The 22,421-nt window shown below is 66.0% G+C and carries 23 protein-coding genes; 8 read left to right on the top strand and 15 right to left on the bottom strand.

The annotated features are described in order from the left end of the window. Positions 1-15 precede the first annotated feature (15 nt). A complete protein-coding gene (locus BW970_RS01110; protein WP_076527869.1) occupies positions 16-303 on the bottom strand; it encodes a hypothetical protein in 288 nt (95 codons plus the stop codon). 487 nt (positions 304-790) lie between these two features. Between BW970_RS01110 and BW970_RS01105 the strand changes: the two genes are divergently transcribed. The 3 genes from BW970_RS01105 to BW970_RS01095 all read left to right on the top strand — a co-directional run bounded on the left by BW970_RS01105 (position 791) and on the right by BW970_RS01095 (position 3,864). Further along, a complete protein-coding gene (locus tag BW970_RS01105) occupies positions 791-1,798 on the top strand; it encodes an ABC transporter substrate-binding protein (RefSeq protein ID WP_076527867.1) in 1,008 nt (335 codons plus the stop codon). A 79-nt stretch (positions 1,799-1,877) separates the two neighbouring features. Continuing rightward, complete coding sequence (locus BW970_RS01100; protein WP_076527866.1) at positions 1,878-2,789, top strand: ABC transporter permease; 912 nt, start codon at positions 1,878-1,880, stop codon at positions 2,787-2,789. Beyond that, positions 2,782-3,864 (top strand): quaternary amine ABC transporter ATP-binding protein, encoded by a 1,083-nt coding sequence (locus BW970_RS01095; RefSeq protein ID WP_076527864.1) that lies wholly within the window; start codon positions 2,782-2,784, stop codon positions 3,862-3,864. The genes BW970_RS01100 and BW970_RS01095 overlap by 8 nt, the downstream gene beginning before the upstream one ends. A gap of 19 nt (positions 3,865-3,883) precedes the next feature. Here the strand turns inward: BW970_RS01095 and BW970_RS01090 are convergent, their stop codons facing one another. Next, positions 3,884-5,245: a response regulator gene (locus tag BW970_RS01090; protein ID WP_076527863.1), complete on the bottom strand. Its 1,362-nt coding sequence runs from the start codon at positions 5,243-5,245 to the stop codon at positions 3,884-3,886. Beyond that, positions 5,246-6,118 carry a hypothetical protein gene (locus BW970_RS01085; protein ID WP_076527861.1) on the bottom strand — a complete coding sequence of 291 codons (873 nt, stop codon included), beginning with the start codon at positions 6,116-6,118 and terminating at the stop codon, positions 5,246-5,248. A 167-nt stretch (positions 6,119-6,285) separates the two neighbouring features. On the opposite strand from BW970_RS01085, the gene BW970_RS01080 reads away from it, so the two are divergent. Then, on the top strand, positions 6,286-8,595 hold the full coding sequence (locus tag BW970_RS01080; RefSeq protein ID WP_076527859.1) for a glycosyltransferase family 2 protein: 2,310 nt from the start codon (positions 6,286-6,288) through the stop codon (positions 8,593-8,595). A 64-nt stretch (positions 8,596-8,659) separates the two neighbouring features. Here the strand turns inward: BW970_RS01080 and BW970_RS01075 are convergent, their stop codons facing one another. After that, positions 8,660-9,121, bottom strand: a complete 462-nt coding sequence (locus BW970_RS01075; RefSeq protein ID WP_076527857.1) for a MarR family winged helix-turn-helix transcriptional regulator — start codon at positions 9,119-9,121, stop codon at positions 8,660-8,662. A 122-nt stretch (positions 9,122-9,243) separates the two neighbouring features. On the opposite strand from BW970_RS01075, the gene BW970_RS01070 reads away from it, so the two are divergent. Beyond that, complete coding sequence (locus tag BW970_RS01070; RefSeq protein WP_229740420.1) at positions 9,244-11,457, top strand: primosomal protein N'; 2,214 nt, start codon at positions 9,244-9,246, stop codon at positions 11,455-11,457. A 71-nt stretch (positions 11,458-11,528) separates the two neighbouring features. On the opposite strand, the gene BW970_RS01065 is transcribed toward BW970_RS01070, so the two are convergent. Beyond that, complete coding sequence (locus BW970_RS01065) at positions 11,529-12,116, bottom strand: TetR/AcrR family transcriptional regulator (protein ID WP_076527855.1); 588 nt, start codon at positions 12,114-12,116, stop codon at positions 11,529-11,531. A 106-nt stretch (positions 12,117-12,222) separates the two neighbouring features. Between BW970_RS01065 and BW970_RS01060 the strand changes: the two genes are divergently transcribed. Further along, on the top strand, positions 12,223-12,477 hold the full coding sequence (locus BW970_RS01060; protein ID WP_076527853.1) for a hypothetical protein: 255 nt from the start codon (positions 12,223-12,225) through the stop codon (positions 12,475-12,477). On the opposite strand, the gene BW970_RS01055 is transcribed toward BW970_RS01060, so the two are convergent. After that, on the bottom strand, positions 12,459-13,082 hold the full coding sequence (locus tag BW970_RS01055) for an FMN-binding negative transcriptional regulator (RefSeq protein WP_076527850.1): 624 nt from the start codon (positions 13,080-13,082) through the stop codon (positions 12,459-12,461). The two genes, BW970_RS01060 and BW970_RS01055, sit on opposite strands and share 19 nt — an antisense overlap. A gap of 55 nt (positions 13,083-13,137) precedes the next feature. Further along, positions 13,138-14,247, bottom strand: a complete 1,110-nt coding sequence (locus BW970_RS01050) for a DUF6456 domain-containing protein (protein ID WP_076529114.1) — start codon at positions 14,245-14,247, stop codon at positions 13,138-13,140. A gap of 229 nt (positions 14,248-14,476) precedes the next feature. Here BW970_RS01050 and BW970_RS01045 point away from each other — a divergent pair, with 229 nt between their 5' ends. Further along, positions 14,477-14,764 (top strand): DUF6477 family protein, encoded by a 288-nt coding sequence (locus BW970_RS01045; RefSeq protein WP_076527848.1) that lies wholly within the window; start codon positions 14,477-14,479, stop codon positions 14,762-14,764. 5 nt (positions 14,765-14,769) lie between these two features. On the opposite strand, the gene BW970_RS01040 is transcribed toward BW970_RS01045, so the two are convergent. The 5 genes from BW970_RS01040 to BW970_RS01020 form a co-directional block, all read right to left on the bottom strand. Beyond that, the gene (locus BW970_RS01040; protein WP_076527846.1) at positions 14,770-15,462 is read right to left on the bottom strand and encodes a CDP-alcohol phosphatidyltransferase family protein; all 693 of its coding nucleotides are present in this window, start codon (positions 15,460-15,462) and stop codon (positions 14,770-14,772) included. A gap of 53 nt (positions 15,463-15,515) precedes the next feature. Then, positions 15,516-16,403, bottom strand: coding sequence for a tyrosine recombinase XerC (locus tag BW970_RS01035; protein WP_076529112.1), 888 nt, complete (start codon positions 16,401-16,403; stop codon positions 15,516-15,518). A gap of 38 nt (positions 16,404-16,441) precedes the next feature. Beyond that, complete coding sequence (locus BW970_RS01030) at positions 16,442-17,158, bottom strand: DUF484 family protein (protein WP_076527844.1); 717 nt, start codon at positions 17,156-17,158, stop codon at positions 16,442-16,444. Positions 17,159-17,215: 57 nt separating this feature from the next. Then, entirely contained in the window at positions 17,216-17,869 is a 654-nt protein-coding gene (gene fsa / locus BW970_RS01025) for a fructose-6-phosphate aldolase (protein WP_076527842.1), read from the bottom strand. Between the two features lie 87 nt (positions 17,870-17,956). After that, entirely contained in the window at positions 17,957-18,868 is a 912-nt protein-coding gene (locus BW970_RS01020) for a pirin family protein (RefSeq protein WP_076527840.1), read from the bottom strand. 156 nt (positions 18,869-19,024) lie between these two features. On the opposite strand from BW970_RS01020, the gene BW970_RS01015 reads away from it, so the two are divergent. After that, complete coding sequence (locus BW970_RS01015; RefSeq protein ID WP_076527838.1) at positions 19,025-19,519, top strand: hypothetical protein; 495 nt, start codon at positions 19,025-19,027, stop codon at positions 19,517-19,519. 3 nt (positions 19,520-19,522) lie between these two features. Here BW970_RS01015 and BW970_RS01010 read toward each other — a convergent pair whose 3' ends face one another. The 3 genes from BW970_RS01010 to BW970_RS01000 are packed head-to-tail and all read right to left on the bottom strand — an operon-like array spanning position 19,523 to position 22,197. Continuing rightward, positions 19,523-20,083 carry a TadE/TadG family type IV pilus assembly protein gene (locus BW970_RS01010; protein ID WP_076527836.1) on the bottom strand — a complete coding sequence of 187 codons (561 nt, stop codon included), beginning with the start codon at positions 20,081-20,083 and terminating at the stop codon, positions 19,523-19,525. Between the two features lie 3 nt (positions 20,084-20,086). Next, positions 20,087-20,632, bottom strand: coding sequence for a TadE/TadG family type IV pilus assembly protein (locus BW970_RS01005; RefSeq protein WP_076527834.1), 546 nt, complete (start codon positions 20,630-20,632; stop codon positions 20,087-20,089). Next, a complete protein-coding gene (locus BW970_RS01000; RefSeq protein WP_076527832.1) occupies positions 20,629-22,197 on the bottom strand; it encodes a pilus assembly protein TadG-related protein in 1,569 nt (522 codons plus the stop codon). The genes BW970_RS01005 and BW970_RS01000 overlap by 4 nt, the downstream gene beginning before the upstream one ends. Between the last annotated feature and the right edge of the window lie 224 nt (positions 22,198-22,421).

Below are 22,421 nucleotides of genomic sequence, written 5' to 3'. Positions count from 1 at the left end.
AGCGCGCCCCGTCGGTCAATCGGCCGCGTTGGGCGCCACCGTCAGTTCTGCGCGGTTTCCGGCATAGCGGAACACCAGACGCCGCAAGGGCGGTGGCTGCATATGTTCGATACGCTGCATCGAGGTTTCCAGCCCCTCGGCCTCCAGAAACGCCACGACTTCGGCCCCGGCCGTCGGATGCGCGCCGATCAGCCGCACATCGACCGCGACAACGCCACGCACCCCCCTGCGCAGGATCAGCGCATCGTCAATCGTCAGGAAGGGCGATCCAACGCCGGGCGGTGGCAAAGGTGCATGTGTCATATGGCCTTGATGACGCAGGGCCGTCCCCGCGCCAAGCGCCTACGACACAGCGGCGCAGGCATAGGCGCCCGACCGCCTGCCGATCCGGCGCCTGTCGGCGGGTTATCGCCCGGCCCGACCGGGCCGTCCGACCGGATCCCGCGCAATCCCGACAGGCCGGCAACCGCCTGAAAACACAGGCTGCGCTCGGGCATGCCGGGCCGCACCCTCACATTTTTGCACATAGATGCACACAAGGGTTTGATAATCCGCGATCAATAGACTATATGTAGATTTGTTCGCGCCATCTGTTGCGCGTTTTGTGCCGCCCGATGCCGATCCGGCAGGAATGGTGGAGCACATCTGCGATGCGGTCTCGCATTGCGCACCAGCTTCTTGCTGCCTGTTGGCGGCATTCGATGGAAGCACAAAAATCCAGCGGGTCGTCGTGGGGCAGCGCCACGGCGGGTCTTTTATTTGCGCTGCACGAAAACGAAGGACAGTCCGTATGACGAAACTGTTTCATGTGTCGGCCATTGCGCTTTGCTCGGGCCTGATGGCAGGCACAGCCATGGCGCAAGACGCCGGAAGCTGTGGCCGCGTCTCGATCGCCGAGATGAACTGGGCCTCTGCCGGTGTCGCGGCCTGGGTCGACAAGATCATTCTGGAAGAAGGCTATGGATGCACTGTCGATCTGGTGACGGGCGACACCATGCCGACCTTCACCTCGATGAACGAAAAGGGTGAGCCCGACATCGCCCCCGAGCTCTGGGTCAATGCGGTGAAAGACCCGCTGACCGTTGCCTTCAACGAAGGCCGCCTGATCGAGGCCGCGCAGATCCTGACGGATGGTGGCGTCGAAGGCTGGTGGATCCCGAAATACATCGCGGATGCCCACCCCGAGATCAAGACCGTGGCCGATGCGCTGGAACGCCCCGATCTGTTCCCCGCCCCCGAACGCCCCGAGCGCGGCGCCGTCATGAATTGCCCGGCCGGCTGGAACTGCCAGATCACCACCGAAAACCTGTATCGTGCCGTCGGCGCGGGCGACAAGGGCTTTGACCTGGTGGACAGCGGATCGGCGGCCGGTCTCGATGGCTCGATCGGCAATGCCTACGAGCGGGAACAGGGCTGGCTTGGCTACTACTGGGCCCCGACCGCGATCCTTGGCAAATACGACATGGTGAAGCTGCCGTTCGGCACCGAGCTGGACATGGAGGAATTCAACCGCTGCACCGCCGTGCCGGATTGCGAGGATCCCAAGCTGACCGAATATCCAGTGGCCGAAGTGTTCACAGTCGTGACCAAGAATGTGGCCGAGAACAACGCCATCGTCATGGGCTATCTTGGCAAGCGGTCGTGGTCGAACGACACGGTCAACGCCATTCTGGCCTGGATGGATGAAAACCAGGGCACGAACGAAGATGCCGCCTGGCACTTCTTTGAAACCTACCCGGAGATCTGGCAGGCGTGGCTTGACGAGGCCACGGCCGAAAAGGTCAAGGGCGCCCTGTAAGGCATAGCAGAGCATTCGGCGACTGCCCGGCCTTGCCGGGCGGTTTCCTTTTTTGACCCAACCATCGAAAGGAGAGGCCATGGCGTCTTCCTGTTGGGGGCTGCCCGATTTCCTGTGCAGTGCCCCGGAACTCAGCGGCAGCAGCCTTCGCCAGATGCGGCGCAGCATTGATACCGGCTTTCGGGATCTGGTGCGGGACATGTCACCCTGGATCGACGCGGCAACGGCGCCGCTGCAAAAATTCCTGAACGGACTGGAAAGCCTGTTCGTCAACAGCCCGTGGATCGTGGTCTTTGCGGCTCTGGTGGCCGCCGCCTATGGCGCAAGCCGGTCGTGGCGCATTGCCGCCGGCACCGCCGTCGCGCTGCTGGGCATCGGCTGGTTCGGCCTGTGGGCCGATTCGATGATCACCCTGGCGATGGTGACGGTCTGTACCCTCGTCGCGGTGATCATCGGCTTGCCCATCGGCATTCTGTCGGCCCGGTCGGACCGGGCCCAACGCCTGATCACCCCCGTTCTGGACGTGATGCAGACACTGCCCAGCTTTGTCTACCTTATCCCGGTTGTGGTGATCTTCGGCATCGGCAAGGTGCCCGGCATGATCGCTGTGGTCATCTATGCCACGCCACCGATGATCCGGCTGACCAACCTTGGCATCCGGCTGGTCGACCGCGAGGTGATCGAGGCCGCCGATGCCTTTGGCTCGTCCGAACGGCAGAAACTGTGGAACGTGCAGTTGCCGCTGTCGCTGCCCACCCTGATGACGGGGGTGAACCAGACCATCATGATGTCGCTGTCGATGGTCGTCGTGGCCTCGATGGTCGGCGTAGGAGGGCTGGGCAAGAACGTGCTCCAGGCCATCAACAACCAGTTCTTTACCATGGGCTTCCTGAACGGATTCGCGCTGGTGGCGATTGCCATCGCCTTCGACCGCGCCTCGCAGGCCTATGGCAAGCGGCTGCAACGTCATGCGGAGGCGACAGATGAGTGACCGGACCCAGACCGATCTGCCCCCGGCGGACGATGACGATACCGTTCCCGGCATTCAGATCCGTAATCTTTACAAGATCTTCGGCCCTGATGCTGCGAAACATGTCGAAGCTGCCCGCGCGGGCATGACCAAGACAGAGATGAACCGGAAATATGGCCACACCCTTGGGCTGAAGGATATTTCCACCGATCTGCCGGCTGGCAAGATCTCGGTCATCATGGGGCTGTCGGGGTCGGGCAAATCCACCCTGCTGCGCCATGTGAACGGGTTGATCATGCCCACGGCGGGCGAAGTTCTGATCGACGGACAGGACGTGGCGGCCATGTCCCCGGACCAACTGCGCACCTTCCGGCGCCACAAGACGGCGATGGTGTTCCAGAAATTCGCCCTGTTGCCGCACCGCACGGTGATGGAAAATGCGGTCTATGGCCTGGACATCCAGGGCATCGGGCGCGACGACAGCGCCAAGCGTGCACAGCACTGGATCGAACGGGTGGGCCTGAAAGGCTATGAGAACCGCTATCCCAGCCAGTTGTCGGGCGGTATGCAACAGCGGGTCGGACTGGCCCGCGCGCTGACCAACGATGCCCCTATCTTGCTGATGGACGAGGCATTTTCGGCACTGGATCCGCTGATCCGCATGGATATGCAATCCGTGTTGCTGGATCTGCAAAAGGAACTGGGCAAGACCATCGTGTTCATCACCCATGACCTCGACGAGGCGCTGCGGCTGGGCGACAAGATCGTCATCCTGCGGGCGGGCGAAATCTCGCAGCAAGGAACGGGCGAGGAAATCGTGCTGAACCCGCAGAACGATTACGTCCGCGCCTTCGTCAAGGAGGTGAACCGGGGCCGCGTCGTGCGCCTGCGCTCCATCCTGCGGCGCAAGGCCGATGGCCTGGACTGGCCACAGCTTCACCTGCCCGGCAACACCACGCTGGAAGACGCTGCCAAGCGGCTGATGGACGCCCCCGGCGATCTGGTCACGGTGCTGTCCCGTCAGGGTCAGCCGCGCGGCGTGGTCGGGTTGGAGGATATCATGCGCTCCATGCTGGCCAGCCCCAAGGCGGCCTGACCTTTGGAGGGGCTGGTGGCTACAGCGCCGCCAGCCCCTGCCGGATCGCACGGTTTTCGCCACGCGCCAGCACCCAGCGGCCCAGACGGCGGGCAAGTTCGGGGTGCTTGCGCGCTGTCCGCTCGAACAATTCCCGCTGATAGCGGGGAAAGTCGCGCCGCGCGCGCAGGCGGCGGTAGAACTCTTCCCCCGTCAGCGTGCCATCCAGCGCACCCAGAATGGTCGGGGTCAGAATGCCCATCTGATGCAGCGACGACCCCAGCCGATGCCCCATCAGGGGCGCGCGCAGTTTCAGCACATTGGGCTGCGTGAACCGCGCCACATGGCCCGCGTCCAGCGGCTCATAGGGATCATACAGGATCGTCACCCGACGCGCGGCACCCGACACCTGCGCCGCATCGCCATAGGGGCCGGAAAAATCGCGGTCCCAGGCGGTCTTGTAGCGGGTTTCCCACGGCACCAGCCCCCGGTCCAGGGTGGATTGCGGCGAAATCGCCACCACATCCGCCCCCGGACAGGCGGCAGAAAACGCCGCCGCCGCATAGCCGCCCATCGAGGCCCCATAGAACACCACCCGACCGAACCGGGCAAAGAACCCTTCGTCGCGCAGCCGGTCGAATTCCGCCCAGACCGATGGCTCGCGGTACCAGGTCCAGCCGCCCGCCATGGCGCCCAGCATGGACCAGCCCTGTTTCTCGATGAACTCGAACCCCCAGGGGCGGCGCTCGGCGCGCTTGTTCATGGCGATGTCGAGGTTGTCAAAGGTGACGACCAGCACATCGGGCGACCGGGGAACGAACAGAAAGGAATGCCCGTTCTTTTCGCGGAAAAACCCTTCGGTCCCGGCAAGTTGCGTGGCAATCTTTGTCCATTCCGGGTCGTGTTCCTGCCCCTGTGCGGGCGGATTGGGCGTGAACAGCACGCGGCGCAGGTCGCCGCCCTCGTCCTCGGCCAGAATCTCGGTGGCGCCAAACGCCTTGAGGAACGGAAAGCCGCCAGATCCCTTGCGGATGTCCAGTACCATCCGGCTGTCCGCGTGCAGGCAATGCGCCAGCACCGGGGCCAGATGCTTGATCTTCCATCGGTCGCCATAGGCGCCCTGATTGGCGATGAGATCCCAGGGCCTCAGCCCCTTGACCGACCGCACGACATGCAGACGCGCAGGATCCACCCCTTGCCCGATCAGATCGGCGCGGCGCGCGGCCAGCCAGCCGCTTTCCCCCTCGGGGAATTGCCCCTTGCGGTCCAGATCGACCAGCACGATATCGCAATCCCAGCGCCGATAGGCCGCCAGCGCCAGATCGCGCGATCCGCCCCCCAGATCGGCGAATGTCGCAACCTCGCGCAGATCCAGCCGGTCAAGCAGCGCCTCGGGGCTCATTCAGGCGGCTCCGTCATCGTCGGCCATCTCGGGATCGGGAAGGGCCGGGCGTTTCAGCGGTGCCAGCGTGGGGTCGATGCCATGTTTCCTTAGCAACTTGCCGATCACGGAACGCGGGCGCGGAATGCCGTTCGCCTCGACCTGAAGGATCCGGGCGCGCATCCGGCGGCCGTAGAAATGGATCGAATAGGTTTCGTCCGTCACATATTCCGACATCTCTATGCCGGGGCGCAGCATCAGGCGGCGATCCTTGTAGTGGAACGGATACAGCGCCACCTGCGGCAAGGCGAATTTCACCTCGCCGGTTTTCTTGAGGTAATGCGTCAGCGCCGCAGGCCCCCAGACCCCCCAGGGCATTTCCGCCGCATGAACCGGGGTGCCCGCGTCCTTCAACGCCTGCATCCGGGCCTTTTCCGCATCATCAAACCATTCGGGAATGGCAAATTCGTCGCTGGTCAATTCCAACAATGCCGCCAGCGTGGCACTGTCGCGTGGCAGGCCCAGAACGCCGCCATTCAACCCATGCTTCGATTCCCACGCGTAGAAATGGCCGGTCGTGGTGGCAAAGGGCCGGACGCAATAGGCATCGGTATCGGCCCAGATCAGATCGTCATGCTGGGCCAGCATGTGATAGCGGAACAGATCGGAATGCAGCGCCGGGCTGCCGGTGCGGGTATGGCGCAGAAAGCCGGTCTGCGGCAGGATCGTGTTCGCATCGGCCAGTTCCACCCCCTCGGGCGCATTGGTCACACCCTGGTAGGTGTACAGCACGATATGCTGGCCGGCATCGACAAAGGATTTCAGGCACAATTGTTCCAGATAGCTCAGGCTGCCGCCGATCCACAGCGCCCCGACCCGATACTCTTTGACCATCGCACATCCCCTCGCGCCACGCGCCCGTGAAGCCTATCCTGACTGCGCTACGGAAACAATCTGACTGAATTGGGGCATAGGCTTGACACACAAGCGTTTTGTCTATCGGCCCAGCCATGCTATAGCCCGTCCGGGGCCGCGCAAGACGGCAAGGCGAGGGCAGGTGCATGGGTTCGGACACGGCAACGACAGGCAAGTCGGCACAGGTGCTGCGGCGCCCGCTGGTGGCGCGACTGGTCGGCGGGGATCTGGCCTTGCTGGGGGCTGTGGCGGAACCTGACGATCCGGGCCGCCTGCGGGCGTTTTTCGCCAGCGGGACCGACCGCGCGGCCTTTGCCCCGCTGCCCGGTCCCGGCCATGCCGAGGCACTGGAGATTCGTGAGGTGTCGGGCGGCATCCTCTATGACGCCCGCGCCGACGGCCCTGTGCGGCTGGCGCTGGCCGAAGGTACCGCCGACATCGCCGCCCAACCGCAGGAACGCGCCGCGCTGGCCGGGCGCAATGTGCTGCTGGCCTTCCGGCTGGAGGAACCCCCGCAGGCGGTGGCGGAATGGCTGGCCTATCACATGCGCCACCATGGCGCCGATGCCGCGCTGATCGTCAACCGCGCCCCGCCCGAGACCGATCATGCCGCCTTTGCCAATGGGTTGCAGGCGGCGCTGGAGGCCGAAGGGATCGCGCCGGTTGTGGTGCTGGTGGAACCCGACATGCCGCTGGGCAAGCCGGACCGCGGCCCGGAAACCCATCCCTTCCTGGCGCCCGATGCCCCCGGCAAGGACCGCATGACCCCGCCCGAGCCCGACCCATGGCGCGCGCAGCTTGGCGAAGGGCTGGTGCTGGAGCTGTTGAAATGGCGCTGGCTGGGCGATGCGCGGGCCGTGCTGCTGCTGGATTGCTGCGACATCCTGGCCCCCCGCGCTGCGGATGCGCCCACCGCCTTTGACCTCTGCGATCAGGCCCGCAACGGGGTGATCCTGATGGCAGGGCACCGGATCTATCCCTGGCGGGTGCGGGCGGGACAACCTGCCCGCTTTGGCGATCACATCTGCCGCCAGTTCGACGCCCGGCGCGGGATTGCCCGTTGGGGCGTGGCCCCACGCAAGGCGGGGATCGACAACACCTGGCGCACGATCCGCGTGTCCTATGCCAAGCCGGATCCGGGCGTGGTGGTGCCGTTCCTGCGCGCCATGGCGCTGCGGGTGCCGGGCCGCGCCTCGTCGGAACTGGCGCCCAAGACCTCGTTGATCGAGGATCCGGCGCTGGTCACGCTTGCGACCCGGACCTTTGGCTGGAAACCCGTGCGCGCGCCCGCGTCAGAGCGCCGGATCCCGGTGCCGGGCCGCAACCGCACCGCCATTGTCACCACGATGAAGAACGAGGGGCCGTTCATCCTGGAATGGCTGGCCTATCACCGCGCGATCGGGGTCGAGGATTTCCTGATCTATACCAACGATTGCACCGATGGCACCGACAGTTTTCTGGATCTGTTGCAGGCCAAGGGTCTGGTCCAGCACCGCGCCAACCCCTACCGCCCCGGCGACACGCTCAAGCCGCAACACGCCGCACTTCAGGCCGCCGAGGCAGAGCCGCTGATGCAGGCCGCCGATTGGGCGATCTGCATGGATGTGGACGAATTCATCAACATCAAGCTGGGCGACGGGCGGCTGCCGACGCTCTATGCCGCGATGGAACAGGCGCTGCCCGGTGCGAACATGATCAGCCTGACCTGGCGGTTGTTCGGGAATGCCGATGTGCAAGGGTATGACGACCTGTTCCTGCTGGACCAGTTTCCGCTGGCCGCCCCCGAAATGATGCGCAAGCCGCATCAGGCCTGGGGGTTCAAGACGCTGTTTCGCAACATCGACATCTACAAGAAACTGGGGGTTCACCGGCCCAAGGGGCTCAAGCCCGACCTGTGGGATCAGGTGCGCTGGCTGACCGGATCGGGCAAGCGGATGCCCCGGACCATGTTCCGCAACGGCTGGCGTTCGACGGTCGAGACCTTTGGCTATGACTGGGTGCAACTGAACCATTATGCGGTGCGATCGGCCGAAAGCTTTCTGGTCAAGCGCGACCGGGGCCGGGTCAACCATGTGGACCGCGATCAGGGCCTGCACTACTGGTTCCGCATGAACCACAACGTGGTGCACGATCCGTCGATCCAGTCGCGGCTTCCCTTGTTGCGCGCCGAATATGACCGGCTGCTGGCCGACCCCGAGATCCGCGCCGCCCATCAGGGCTGTGTGGCGGCCCATCGCGCCAAGATCGCGGAATTGCGCGCCACCCCGAATTACGAGGCGTTCTATGCCGAACTGACCGGCCCGCGCATGGAAACCCTGTCGCGCCGCACGCCGCATTTCGGATCGGCGGTGTTCAACGCCGGGCCGCAGGTGATCCCCGACGATGTCGCGCTGGCGGCTGATCTGCCTGCGGATTTCTTCTTCACCGTCCATCACGCGGGCGAGGCGGAACACTAACCGCCCGCCTGCCCCGGCACGCCAGCGGGGGGGGGCAAGGGCGCCCGGCGCGATGGTGGCGGCCTCAGTCCTCGGCGGGCAACTCCAACCCGCCGCGCCCGATCAGGCGGCGCAGCAAGGCATCCAGTTGCCCGGCCAGATCCGGCCCCAGTTCGGCCCGCAATGCCGCGTCATAGCTGATGGCCCGCAGGCCCAGATCATCGAAGGCCGCGCGACCGGCCACCGTCAGCGACAGGATCTCGGCCCGCCGGTCCTGCGGGCTGGGCGCACGGGTCAGATAGCCTTCGGTCTCCAGCCCGGCCACGGCGCGGCTGACCTTGGTCTTGTCCATATGGGTGATGCGGCAGATGTCGCGCGCGGTCATGGAGCCGAACTTGCCAAGATTCGCCAGAACGCGCCATTGCGTGCGGGTGAACCCATAGGCCGCCCGATAGGTCGCCTGAAAATCGCGCGAGGTTGCCTCGGCCGCCTGATTGAGCAGATAGGGCAGAAAGCCCCCCAGATCGAACGCCTCGTCCCCAGCCATGCCCCTGCCTTCCCGTCTGCGCCCAGACTGACATGCGCGGGCGTCAACCGCAATCGCCTGCGCTGGTCCGCGCGGGGGCGGGGGCCTTGTGCCCCGCCGCCGCGCAGTGCAAGGGTGGAGCCATGCCCCCGGACCCCCTGCCGATGCCCGTCCACGATTTTCCCCCCGGCGCCCTTGTTTCGGTGCTGACGCCGGACATGCCGCTGCGGGCGCTGGATTATCTGGCGCCCGAAGGCGGCGTGGCCACCGGCGCATGGGTTGTCGTGCCGCTGGGGCGGCGCCAGGTGATCGGCGTGGTCTGGGGGCCGGGCGCGGGCGGGTTCGACCCGGCCCGCCTGCGCCGGATCGACACCGTCCTTGACGCCCCCCCGATGCAAGAGGAACTGCGGCAGTTCCTGAGCCGGGCCGCCGATTATACCCTGACCCCCCTGCCCGCCATGCTGCGGCTGGCCAGCCGCGTGCCGGGTCTGGCCGATCCGCCGCAGATGCGCCGCCTGATCCGGGCCACCGGCACCCTGCCTGCCCGCAGCACCGAAGCCCGCGCCCGTGTGCTGGAGGTGCTGGCCGAACTGGGCGGCGCCGGGGTGCCCCAGGCCGATCTGTGCCGCGCCGCCGGGGTCGGCGCCGCCGTGATCAAGACGCTGATCGCCCAAGGCGTGCTGACCGAAGGCGAGGTGCCGCGCGATCTGCCCTATCCCCGGCTGGATCCCGCGACCCGAGGGCCGGAGCTGTCGTCCGAACAGGCTGCCGCCGCCGCCGCCTTGCGCGCAGGGCTGCGGCAGGGCGGCTATGGCACCACGCTGCTCAAGGGCGTGACCGGATCGGGCAAGACCGAGGTGTATCTGGATGCCGTTGCCGATGTGCTGGCGCAAGGACGGCAGGCGCTGGTGCTGCTGCCCGAAATCGCGCTGACGGCGGATTTCCTGGCCCGTGTCGAGGCGCGCTTTGGCGCCTTGCCGGGCGAATGGCATTCCGGCGTCAGCCCTGCCGAACGCCGCCGCCTGTGGCGCATGTCGGCCGAAGGTGGCGTCGGCCTTGTCGTCGGGGCACGCTCGGCGCTGTTCCTGCCGTTCCGCGATCTGGCGCTGATCGTGGTGGATGAGGAACACGACACCTCGTACAAACAGGAAGAGGGCGTTCTGTACAATGCCCGCGACATGGCGGTTCTGCGCGGGTCCATTGCCGGGGCCCGCGTGGTGCTGGCCTCGGCCACGCCCAGCCTGGAAAGCTGGGCCAATGCACGATCGGGGCGCTATGGCCGGGTGGATCTGGGGGCGCGGTTCGGCACTGCCGAACTGCCCGACATGCAGGCCGTAGACCTGCGCGCGGCCGGATTGCCCTCGAACCGCTGGATCGCCCCGGCCTTGCAACAGGCCATCACGGCACGGCTGGCGCTGGGGGAACAATCGCTGGTGTTTCTCAACCGGCGCGGGTTTGCGCCGGTGACGATCTGCCGGGCCTGCGGGCAGCAGATCGGCTGCGATCAATGCGATGCCCGGATGGTCGAGCACCGCTTTCAGCAGCGGCTGATCTGCCACCAATGTGGCGCCAGCAAACCGATCCCGACCGCCTGCCCGTCCTGCGGGGTCGAAGGGCGGCTGGCCGCGCTTGGCCCCGGTGTCGAGCGGATGGCGGAAGAGGCCAGCGCGCTGTGGCCCGACGCGCGGGTCAAGGTGCTGTCCTCTGACCTCTATTCCAGCGCGCGGGCGCTGAAAGAGGATATCGCCGCGATTGCCGAAGGGGGCGCCGACATCATCGTCGGCACCCAGATCGTTGCCAAGGGGCACAACTTTCCCCGGCTGACGCTGGTCGGGGTGGTGGATGCCGATCTGGGCCTGCAAGGGTCGGATCTGCGCGCCGCCGAACGCACATTCCAGTTGATGCGGCAGGTCGCCGGGCGCGCAGGCCGGGCCGAACGCCCTGGGCTGGCGCTGTTGCAGACGCATCAGCCCGATCATCCGGTGATCCGCGCGATCCTGTCTGGGGACGAGGAAGGATTCTGGCAGGCAGAGGCCGAGGCGCGCCAGATGGCCGGGATGCCGCCCTATGGGCGACTGGCCGGGATCATCCTGTCCGCCACCGATCCGCAGCCCCCCTTTGATCTGGGGGCAGAGCTGGTGCGCCGCGATGGCCCGCTGCGCGCCGTGGGCGCCGAGGTCTGGGGCCCCGCCCCGGCGCCCATCGCCCGCGTGCGGGGGCGGCACCGGGTGCGCCTTCTGGTCAAGGCACCAAAGTCCTGCGCATTGCAACCCGCGCTGACCGCCTGGCTGGCGCAAGTCAGCGTTCCGGCCGCCGTGCGGCTGGCAGTCGATATCGACCCGCAAAGCTTTCTCTGACACTCACGCCAGGCAAAGGGGGCGCCTGCGGCCCCCCTTGGCGGCCCCGGCCAATCCCACCGCGCAGGATCTCAGGCCCGGACCGATTTGCAGGCCATATCAGCATAGATCGCAGCCACATCGGCGCGCGACAACCGGCCCCCGTCGCGGAACCATGTGGTGACACCTGTCAGCATGGCAATCAGGGCAAGGGTGGCAAGCTTGGTATCGGGCGCACGAAAGGCACCGCTGGCACAACCGGCGCACAGAATGGCTTCGAGCGCATCCTCATAGCGGCGGCGCATCGCCTCGATCCGGGCGAAATTCTCGGGGGTCAGGTTGCGCAGTTCCATATAGGCGATGAACACCGCCTCGGGCCGCTCCAGATGAAAGCCGATGTGAAAGCGGGCAAAGGCGGCCAGCCGTGCCACCGGCTCTTCCGGCATCGGTTCCGCCGCAAGGCTGGACAGCAGTTCATCCATATGATCGGCCATCAGTTCGGCCAGCAGGCTTTGCTTGTCGGGGGTGTAAAGATACAGCGCTCCGGCCTGCACCCCCACCTCGGCCGCGATCTGACGCATCGAGACGGCGGCAAACCCGTGCTGTGCGAACAGCCGCAGCGCGGCGGCGCGGACCCGAGGGCCGGTGATTTCGGAATGCGAGCCTGTCTTGCGTGCCATGGCGCCATGGTATCTGAACGGTTGTTCAGTTCAACCCCGGACAGGGCGGCTTGCCCCGGATCCCCGTCGCGGTCTAGGGTGCGCCACAGCCAACCGGATGCCCGCGATGACCCGACCTGCCCTGCCCCTGTGCCTTGGTGCCCTGTTGATGCTGGCAGCCTGTGCCAGCCTGCCCGATGTGGCGATGCGGGAAAGTGCGGTGGCCAAGGCCGCAGCCTACCCAACCCTGGCGCCGATGCCCGACCTGCTGGCGGCGGCGGATGCCCCTGGCCGTGCCACGACAGCCGAAGCCGAGTTGGAGGCGCGGGCAGCCCGGCTGCGGGCGCGGGCGGCGGGGCTGCGTCAGATGCCCGCCGACTGACGGGCGGCCATCAGTGCGCCGATCTCGCGCGCCTCGCTGCCAAGCGGATGGGCGGAAATGCCCGCCGCTGCACCGGCCTGGGCCTCGGGCGGTTTGTTCTGCCCCAGTTTCCAGGTGCCCTGGACATCCTCGACATGCAGCCGGAACGGCAGGATGCCGCGCATCATCCGCTCCATGACGCCTGCGGTCATCTTGCCAGAGGTCCAGGGGGTCTTGGGGGCCAGGCGGCTTTCGAACCGGGCGGACAGCCTGTCGAGATGCGGGGCAAGGGACTGCGGCTCTGCCGGGGCGATCCGGCCGCGCAGATGCACTGCAACGTAATTCCATGTCGGCACCTGATCCTCCAGCCCGTACCAATCCGGCGAGACATAGGCATCGGGGCCGCTGATGGCCAGAACCGCAACCCCCACCGGGGCGCGGGCGATGGGGTTGGACCGCGCCAGATGGAATTCGGCAAACGCGCCATCCTCGGACAGCACAAAGGGCACATGCGCCAGCAGCGGCCCGTCAGCGGCCCCAAGCACAAGAATGCCAAAGCCCCTGGCACGGGCAAAGTCCAGCATCTCGGACTGCGGGGTCTGGCGAAAGGCGGGGTTGGGGTGCATGGCGGGCTCCTGCGGCTGGCGCGAGGCTGCCGCAAGGCGCCCGCCGCCGCAACCCCTAGCCGATCAGCGGGGTAGAACCGCCATAGGTCTCTTGGTAGTGCCGCCGCAGCCGGTCAAGCGCGATCCGCAACACCACCTTGCCCGAACGCGCCGACCAGCCCAGCCGCTTTTCCGCCGTTTCCAACCCTTCGAGATAGCAGCAACAGCGCAACACCATGTCCCCCAGACCGGGGCCAAGATCGCGCAGTGCGGCGGCGACCCGTTCGCGCGCCCCGCGCGGCCCTTCGGCGGGGCCCCGTCCGGGGCCGAAATCGCCGCGCGTGCCTGCGGTCAGGAAACGGTCCCAGTTCTGGGCCACGCGCGGCCCCATCTGGGCCAGTTCGAAATCCTCGCGCAGACGTTCGGCCGCCGCGACCTGCTCTGCCGACAGGAAGGGCACGCCGTCCTTGTCGCGCCGCCGCCCCAGCGCGACAGCCGGGCTTTCGGCCATGTTGTAGCGGATGCGGCGCGGCTCGCCATCGTCATCGACCGTGCGTTCCCCCCAGACACGGTGCTGGGCGGCAAAGATCTGCGGCGCCTCTGCCATGCCATGTGCCGCCTCCTCCTCCAGGAACCGCTTCAGCGCCGCCCGGCCGGCTGGCGTGATTTCATAGCTGGCGACGCGACCGGGGCGGCGGCAGGCGATCCAGTCCTTGAGCGCGAAGGCCTGGGCAACCGCGCGATCCACTACCGCGGTCCGCGCACTGCGGCCATCGGGAAATTCGCGCAGCACTGCCGCCTTTTCCATGTCGGGCGCAATGGCCAGCATGGCGCCGGGCTCGGACAGACGGCGCAGGATGCGGCGGCCTTCGCGGGCCAGGGTCGCGGCATCGGTCAGCATGGCATCGGTGCGGATCGGTGCGGTCATGCTTGGGGTCTCCTTGGGCTGGGGGCCGGGCTGCGCATCACTGCTGCGCACCAGATGGTCGAGCGCCGCATCGACAAGCGGATCGTCGCGCCGGTTTTCAATCCGGCGCACCTGTCGCAGCACGGTCGAGGCGTGCAGCCCCTCGCGCCGCGCAATTTCGCGCAAGGACAGCCCTTCGCGGGCGTGATCCAGGTAATTGCGCACCATGTCGGGCAACCAGCCCGGCACCTGCACATCTGTTGTCAGGTTCCCCGTCATCATCCGTTCGGTTCCATTTGCTGCCTGTTTGCCAGGGTTCGGCCCGGCTGTTGTTTACGTTTGCACAACCTATGAGGGCATTGGTTACGCCATGGTTAAAATCAGCCGGTTTCGCCATGATTGTTTCCAAATGCTAAACATTAGCGAATGTTGCGCGCGCCGAAACACTGCGAAACGCAACGCCAGGTTGTGGCGCGCTATGCTCTGCCCATACTGGAAGGAGACCGCCATGACCGATCTGCTCGCCCTGTTTTCCGCCATCCGCCGCCCGCGCCTGATGATCCGGGCCGCGCGCATCGGCGTTGCCGATTATCGCCGCGACCGGGATCTTCGGCGACTGCTGGGGGCCTCTGCCTCGTCAGCGCCCGAACGTGCGCTGGCGGCATTGCTGGATGCCGAAGCGCGGGCCGAAGCCACGCGCATGGCAGGCGATGCCGCCTACAGCATCGCCCGCCATGTGGATTTGCTGATCGCGCTGATGGCCGAGGCGCGGTTGGTGGCCCGGCGCCCGGCCTGACCCGCCTAGCTGCGCGCGGGGACAAGCTGCTGGGCGATTCCCGCGCCCAGCAGATAGATCGAGGTGAGGACCAGCCCCCAATGCGCCCAGCTTTGCGGGTGGAAATCAACCCAGGCTGCCCAACCGGCAAAGAAGGTCCAGGCCAGCGCGACCGGCAGCGACAGCGCGCGCCAGCGCCGGGTGCGCACGGGGTGGATGAACTTCAGCGGCGTGAACATCGTCGCCGCCAGCACCACGACCAGCAGCAACGAGACCCAGAACTCGGGGCGCAGCGCAAAGATCACCAGCGCGACCATGTTCCAGCACGCCGGAAACCCGGCAAAGGAATTGTCCTTGGTCTTCATCCGGGTGTCGGCGAAATACAGCGCCGAGGCAAAGGTGATGATGATGATCACCACCCATCCCGTCCATCCCGGCAGCAGGCCGCTGGCAAACAGCGCATAGGCCGGAATGAACACATAGGTCAGATAGTCGATGATCAGATCCAGCAGCACACCATCAATCTGCGGGGCGTTGGACCTGACGTCGTATTTCCGCGCCATCGGCCCGTCGATGCCATCGACCAGAAAGGCCACCACAAGCCAGACGAACATCATGTCCCAGTTGCCGTCAACCGCCGCCAGCAGGGCCAGCATAGACCAGACCGCGCCGGTGGCGGTCAGCATATGGACGGAATAGGCCCTCAGTTCAGACAGCATGGGTCAGACTAGCTCCGGGTTCGGCATGGTTTCAATCAGGCGCGCGGTTTCCATCATGCCCGCGGATGAGCGCGCGCATAGACTTCGGCAAGGCGGGCCGCGTCAACCGCGGTATAGGCCTGGGTCGTGGACAGCGACGAATGGCCCAGCAGTTCCTGGATTGCCCGCAGATCGCCACCCGCCGACAGCAGATGCGTCGCAAAGGAATGCCGTAGGGCGTGGGGTGTGGCCGTGGCAGGCAGACCCAGACGGGCGCGGGCCTTTTCCATCGCCAGTTGCACCAGACGCGGCGACAGCGCCCCCCCGCGCGCGCCACGGAACAGCGCGCCATCGCGCGATATCTCGAACGGGCACAGCGCGGCATAGCGCGCCACCGCCGCCCGCGCCGCCGGCAGCACCGGAACCAGCCGCTCCTTGCCGCCCTTGCCAATGATGCGCATCACCTCTGGCAGCGGATGGTCGGCGCCGGTCAGCCCCAGCGCCTCGGAGATCCGCAGCCCGCACCCATAAAGCAACGTCACCACCGCCATATCGCGCGCGCCGATCCAATCCTCGCGCGCATCGGTGGCAACCTCGTCCAGCACGGCGCGGGCGCCCTCTTGGGTCAGGGGGCGGGGCAGCTTGGGGCGGTGGCGGGGCGCGCGGGTGGCCAGCAGGGCGGTGGCATCGGTATCGCTGCGATCAGCGATCCAGCGGGTAAAGGACTTCACCGCCGACAGGCGCCGCGCCAGCGACCGCGCGCCCACCCCCCGGCCCTGTTCATGCGCCATGAAGGCGCGCAGATCGGACCTGGAGGTCGATGCCAATGCGGCAAGCCCCTGCCCGCCGCCGTGATGTCCGGCCATGAACGCAAGCCAGCGGCCGACATCGCCCGCATAGGCCTCCAGCGTTGCCGGGCTGGCGCCATCCAGCGCCTTCATCTGCGCCAGCCAGTCGGCCATGGCCGCACGGGCCGCGGCCGAGATGCCCGGATGATCGGTCAAGACAGCCAGCGGCGCATCACGCGCTCGAAGCTGGCGGCAAGAAAGGCCAACAGGTCGGTGCCCTGCGCCGGGCGGAACTGATGCGGATCCTCGGATCCCAGCACCAACATGCCAGGCAGCCGGCGCGGCCCCAGATCCAGCCGCATGGCCGCCTCGGAGCGGATGTCGGGCGCCATGTCGCCATGCACCAGCGCCGTATCGGCCACCGTCTGGCGCAGCACCACCGGCCGCACCGGACCGCCGCGGCTGGCGGTCAGATAGGCGTCGACAAATCCCGGCGGCGCGACGCGCACGGGCGCGGCCAGCGGCGGGGCTGCGTGGCCCTCTGGGCTTTCCAGCACCAGCGCAAGGCTTTCGACCCGCAGGGTCGTGGCCACCGTCGTGGCAAGCGAGGCCAGAAAGGCCGGAAAGGTTTCCGGCTCCAGCAACTGAAGCACAGCGCGATGCACGATATTGGTGCCTGCCAGATTTTCGTAGGCGGCTGCGATCACACTGCGGTGGGTGTCTTCCAGCTTGTCCAGCCGCCCTTCCAGCCGCCGCATCGCCACGCCGCGCAGATCGACGATATTCTCGCCCATCGCCCGGTCGTTCGCGGCAATCAGCGCCCGCATCACCTCTGGATCCCCGAGAATTGCCTCGGGGGCCGAGAGGATCTGATCGCGCATGTCATCGGTCAGGCCGATGCGGCCCGGTTGCCCTGCCCCTGGCGTCATGCCGTTCTCCGGTCTGGTGCCACTCCGGGGCAGTTTATACCGAACACAGCCACCGTGTCAGAGGATTTTCTGCCCGGTCTTGGCCCAGTCGGCCATGAATTGTTCCAGCCCCTTGTCGGTCAGCACATGGTTGGCCATGGCCTTGATCACCGAGGGCGGCGCGGTCATCACATCGGCGCCCACCAGCGCGCATTCGCGCACATGGTTCACCGTGCGGATCGAGGCGGCCAGGATCTGCGTCTGGAAATCGTAGTTGTCATAGATCTGGCGGATATCGGAAATCAGCTCCATCCCGTCCAGGTTGATATCGTCCAGACGCCCGATAAAGGGCGAAATGAAGGTCGCCCCGGCCTTGGCCGCCAGCAATGCCTGATTGGCGCTGAAGCACAGGGTCACGTTGACCATCCGCCCTTCAGAGGACAGCACCTTGCAGGTTTTCAGCCCGTCCCAGGTCAGCGGCACCTTGACGGCGATATTCTCGGCAATCTCGGCCAGCTTGCGGCCTTCGGCGATCATGTCCTCGGCCTTGGTGGCGACGACCTCTGCCGAGACCGGGCCCGAGACGATGGAGCAAATCTCCTTCGTCACTTCAAGAATATCGCGGCCGGATTTCATGATGATCGAGGGGTTGGTGGTCACGCCATCGACCATGCCCAGCTCGTTCAGCTCGGCAATGGCGGCGACATCGGCGGTATCGACGAAGAATTTCATGGCAATCCTCGGGGGCTGGTTTGGCGGCGCTATACCACGCACAGCGGGGGGCGCAAACCCTTGGGCCGCGCCCCGGCCCCCGCCCGCCTAATGCGCCGGCTTGATGAAGGTGCCGTTCCTGAGTTCCGCCATGGCGGTGCGCAGTTCCTCGGCGGTGTTCATCACGATGGGGCCATGCCAGGCCACCGGCTCCTGGATCGGTGCTCCGGCCACCAGCAGAAACCGCAGGCCATCCGGCCCCGCCTGCACCGCCACCTCGTCGCCCTTGCCGAACTGGATCAGCGTGCGGTTGCCCGACAGATCGCGGATGTTCACCTCCTCGCCGCGCACTTCCTTTTCCAGCAGCACGCCGCGCGGATCAGACGCATCGGCAAACTTGCCCGCCCCTTCAAAGACATAGGCAAAGGCCTTGCGGCGGGTGTCGATGGGAAAGGTCTTGCGGCGCAGGGGTGGCACATAGATGTCAAGATACAGCGGATCGGCGGCGATCCCGTCAACCGGACCGGAGCGCCCCCAGAAATTGCCGGTGATCACCTTCACCACCGTGCCGTCATCTTCCAGGATCTCGGGAATATCGCGCGACTTGACGTCCTGATAGCGCGGCGTGGTCATCTTGAGGTCACGCGGCAGATTGGCCCACAACTGAAAGCCGTGCATCTGGCCCTGCGCGTTCCCCTTGGGCATTTCCTGGTGCAGGATGCCCGACCCGGCCGTCATCCATTGCACGTCCCCGGCCTTCAGCCGCCCGGCATTGCCCAGCGAATCGCCATGATCGACGCTGCCGGCCAGAACATAGGTGATCGTCTCGATCCCGCGATGCGGGTGCCAGGGAAAGCCGCCCGCATAGTCGCCGGGGTGGTCGCCGCGGAAATCGTCGAACAGCAGGAACGGGTCATGGCGCTTGGGATCGTGAAAGCCAAAGGCGCGGTGCAGGTGCACGCCAGCGCCTTCCAGCGTGGGGGTAGCCAGGCTCTGGCGGTCAACGGGGCGGATCGACATGGCGGGAGGCTCCGGGATCGGTTGCGTTGCCTCAATCTAGTGCAAACCGGCCTGTGAAATAAGGCGCATCAACGGCGGCAGATCTGTGCGCGCACGCGCAGGGTTTGCGGCGCGGACCGTTTGCGCTATGCCCGCGCGAACCCGACAGGAGCCACCATGACCCGCACGGACACCTCCCATATCCTGCTGCGCCTGAAACCCTCGCCGATCCGGCGGGTGACGGGCGTGGCGATGCTGGTCGCCTTCGGCGCCATGGCAGCGCTGGCCGGGCTGGAGATGCCCGCAGATCGGATGCCGCTGCGCATAGGCTTGCCGCTGGTGGGGATGGCTCTGCTATGGATGGCGTGGCGCACTTGGCAGGCCACGGCCCGCGGGCTGGAGCTGACCCCCCGCGCCCTGCGGGAGGGCGATGGCGGGCGCGTGCTGGTCGAACTGGCCGACATCGTCAGCGTGGACAACAGCGCCATCGCATTGTTCAAGCCTGCGGGCGGCTTTGTGATCACGCTGAGCCGCCCTGCCCCGGTCGGCTGGGCGCCGGGGCTGTGGTGGCGGCTGGGTCGCCGCCTTGGCGTGGGCGGCACCACGGCGCGGGTCGAGGCCAAGGCAATGGCGGCGATGCTGTCGGAACTGGTGCGCCGCCGCAACGGCTGAGGCTCAGGAGATCGGCAGCGGCGACAGAAAGCGCGGGCGGACCACCGATGTTTCGTAAAACGTCCGCCGTTCCAGCCCGACCTTGAAGGCGGGAGAGAACTGGCGCCAGGTCTCCACCACGATCAGCGTGTCGGAATTCGCGGGCACCGGCAGTTTGGGCCGCATAGCCACCATGGTCGCGGTCGTATGCGCCGGGGAGCGATGGGTGTTGGTCGTCCGCGACCACAGCACGTTGTAGCGATCCTGCGACGCATCATATTGCACCGAACTCACGCGCAGCCAGGTGCCTTCGTTGGTGGCGACCATGTAGCGGAACAGGCTGTGCATCCCGCCGATGAACGCATTGTTCACCGGCGCATTCTCGCGCGAGATCAGATCGGCGATGGCATAGCTGGCCTTGATGCTGGTGTTATGGGCGCGGAACGCATCCCAATAGACGAACATCGCCATGAACACCCACATCAACAGGGGCATGACCAGTATGGTTTCGGTCGATACGATGCCCCGCTCGTCCTGCCGGAACCGACGAAGGGTCTGCCGCAGACGGCACAACAGGCAATGCATGGCCTACCTCGGTTCGTTCACAAAGGTTGAATTGGCGGCCAGCTGATAGCCGCCGGACGCATCCAGATCGAGCCGCAACCCGAAACGGGTTGTCGGAAAGAACGGGTCGAACACCGCACAGGCGCGGATCGTCACAATGTCGTTCGTGCCGCCCTGGGTAAAGCTGAGCGCGGGGTTGATGTTGGTCGTGCGGTCGATACAGGTCGGCGATGTGGTGAAACCCGTCCAGTTGGCACGGTTGATCAGCCGCATTTCCAGCTTCAGTTCAGACCGGCAGGCAGGCATCAGCATCACCTCGTCGCAGAATCGGTCGCGCACCTGGTCATGCGTCGGGCTGGTGCCCATCGCCCCCACCCGCAGATCGCGCACGGTGATGTCCAGCGCGCGTTCCAGCATGACAAGCCGCAGCATGGAATAGCCCGCCTCGAACGAGGCCAGCAGGATCGTCAGCACCAGCGGCAACATCAGCACGAAGTCCAGCGTGACGGACCCCTGCTCCGCCTGCGCAAAGCGGCGCAGGCGGCTGGACAGGCGCCGGACGGCTGTCATTGCGTCAGCCTCAGCGCGCTGATCTGGGCGCGGATCGCACGGAACGCGGTCGAGATGTCCAGCCCGTTCACATCATAGAACCGGCCTGGCGAGGCACAGTTGCGGATCAGGTTCTGGCCGTTCGTCGGCGCCTCGAAGGCGATGCCGAAGATGGCGACGTTCTGCTGTTTGACCAGCGTGCACAGCGTATTGATGCGGGTATCCATCCGGCTGACCTCGTGCGGTCCCGCCCCGATGACGGTGCCCTCGCGGGTGCGCAGATGCTCGACCCAACTGTTGACGCTGCCGCCCAGGGCCCGGCGATACAGTTGGTTGGCCACCCATTGCACCCGCAGGTTCACCCAGACTGTCTGCCACGGCAGCGGGTTGCGGGTTGCCGTCGCCACGCAGGACCAGGCCGAACACCATGTCGAGCCCGACCACGGAACGGCACGCCATTCGCTGCGATGCGGCACCCAGTATTTGTTGCTGCCGGATCTGCCGGGGTGATGGATCGAATAATATCCGTCGCTGTGCCGGTAGATCGGCGAGTCGCCCGACTTGAAATCATCGTTCACAAACTCGTTCGGCCAATGTTCGCCATCGGTCATCAGCACGATGACCTTCAGCACTTCCTCGTCATCATAGTCGAACGGGCGGTTGCGGAAGGTGTTGGGCACGATCCCGCCATTCGCCAGCGAGGTGATCAGCGGCCGCGAGCCGGGGTCGATCAGCGTCACGCCCCAGCGCAGACCTGCGTCGATCGAGGTGGCGCCGACGGCTTCGAGGTTGCGGATCTGGCTTGTCAACAGCGTGAGGTTGTTGCTGTGCACACGGACCCTGTTGGTCGAATTGACCGGGCACCAGACGTTGGTGGTGCCGGGCGTCATGTTCGAGGTGCTCCAGGATGTCGATGTATTGGACGTGTTGTAGGTATCGGCAAAGGCGTGCTGATACATCGGCGTCGAGGTCGGCAGCGCAAGCTGCTGATAGCTGCTGTGCGGCAGGTCGATACAATACGAACGGTTGTGCGTCCCCAGCACATTGAAGCGGTCACGCAGATCGGGCCCGACATTCACCTGCCCGTTATAGGGCACGATCGAGATCGAGACCCGGTTCTCGGTGTCTTCTTCCAGGATGTTCGTCACGAATTCGACCGCCGCATCCTTGAGCCGCGTCAGCTTGGTCCCCTGCATGGAGCCCGAAATGTCCAGCACCAGCACGATTTCCACGTTGGTACGGCGTTCCTCGGCCGTGCTGGCGGCGTTCGAACGCAATTCGTCCACCCCCAGCATCTGCATGAAATAGGGGCGCGTGACGGTGCGTGTCTGGGCGCGGACGGTGCGGAAGTTCAGGCCGTTGTCAACGATCACGCCGGTCAGCGAGTCGGACAGATCGGCCTTGTCGAACCAGTCCTGCACCACCTGGGCCGGTGGCCGTGTCTGACGCATCGCAGCAGCGGCCAGAACGGCCGCATCGGCCGTGGCCTGGGTGCGCGAACGTTCGGCCTCGTAGCGCATCATGTCGATGGCCATCCCGCCAACGAACAACATGATCAGCAGCACGACCATCGAAAAGAACAACATGCTGCCGTCTTCATCCCGGCGAAACCGCGCCGCACGGGACAGCAGGCAGGAACGCCCGGACCCGATGGCCCGGCGTGGGGGCTGTATGAGAGAACCTTGCACCATGATACCTCGCCTCGTGAAATTCGCGGCTCTGTCGGACGGGCGTGCGTCCGCCAGAGTCACCAGACGATAAAATCCCTAATTCCTGTGGCATAAGTAGGGCGAAGCTGCCGAATTTTATG

It is taken from the genome of Gemmobacter megaterium, assembly GCF_900156815.1.
GTDB lineage: Bacteria > Pseudomonadota > Alphaproteobacteria > Rhodobacterales > Rhodobacteraceae > Wagnerdoeblera > Wagnerdoeblera megaterium.
Note: the sequence above shows the minus strand (reverse complement) of the source record. Positions and strands in the feature narration are given on the sequence as shown.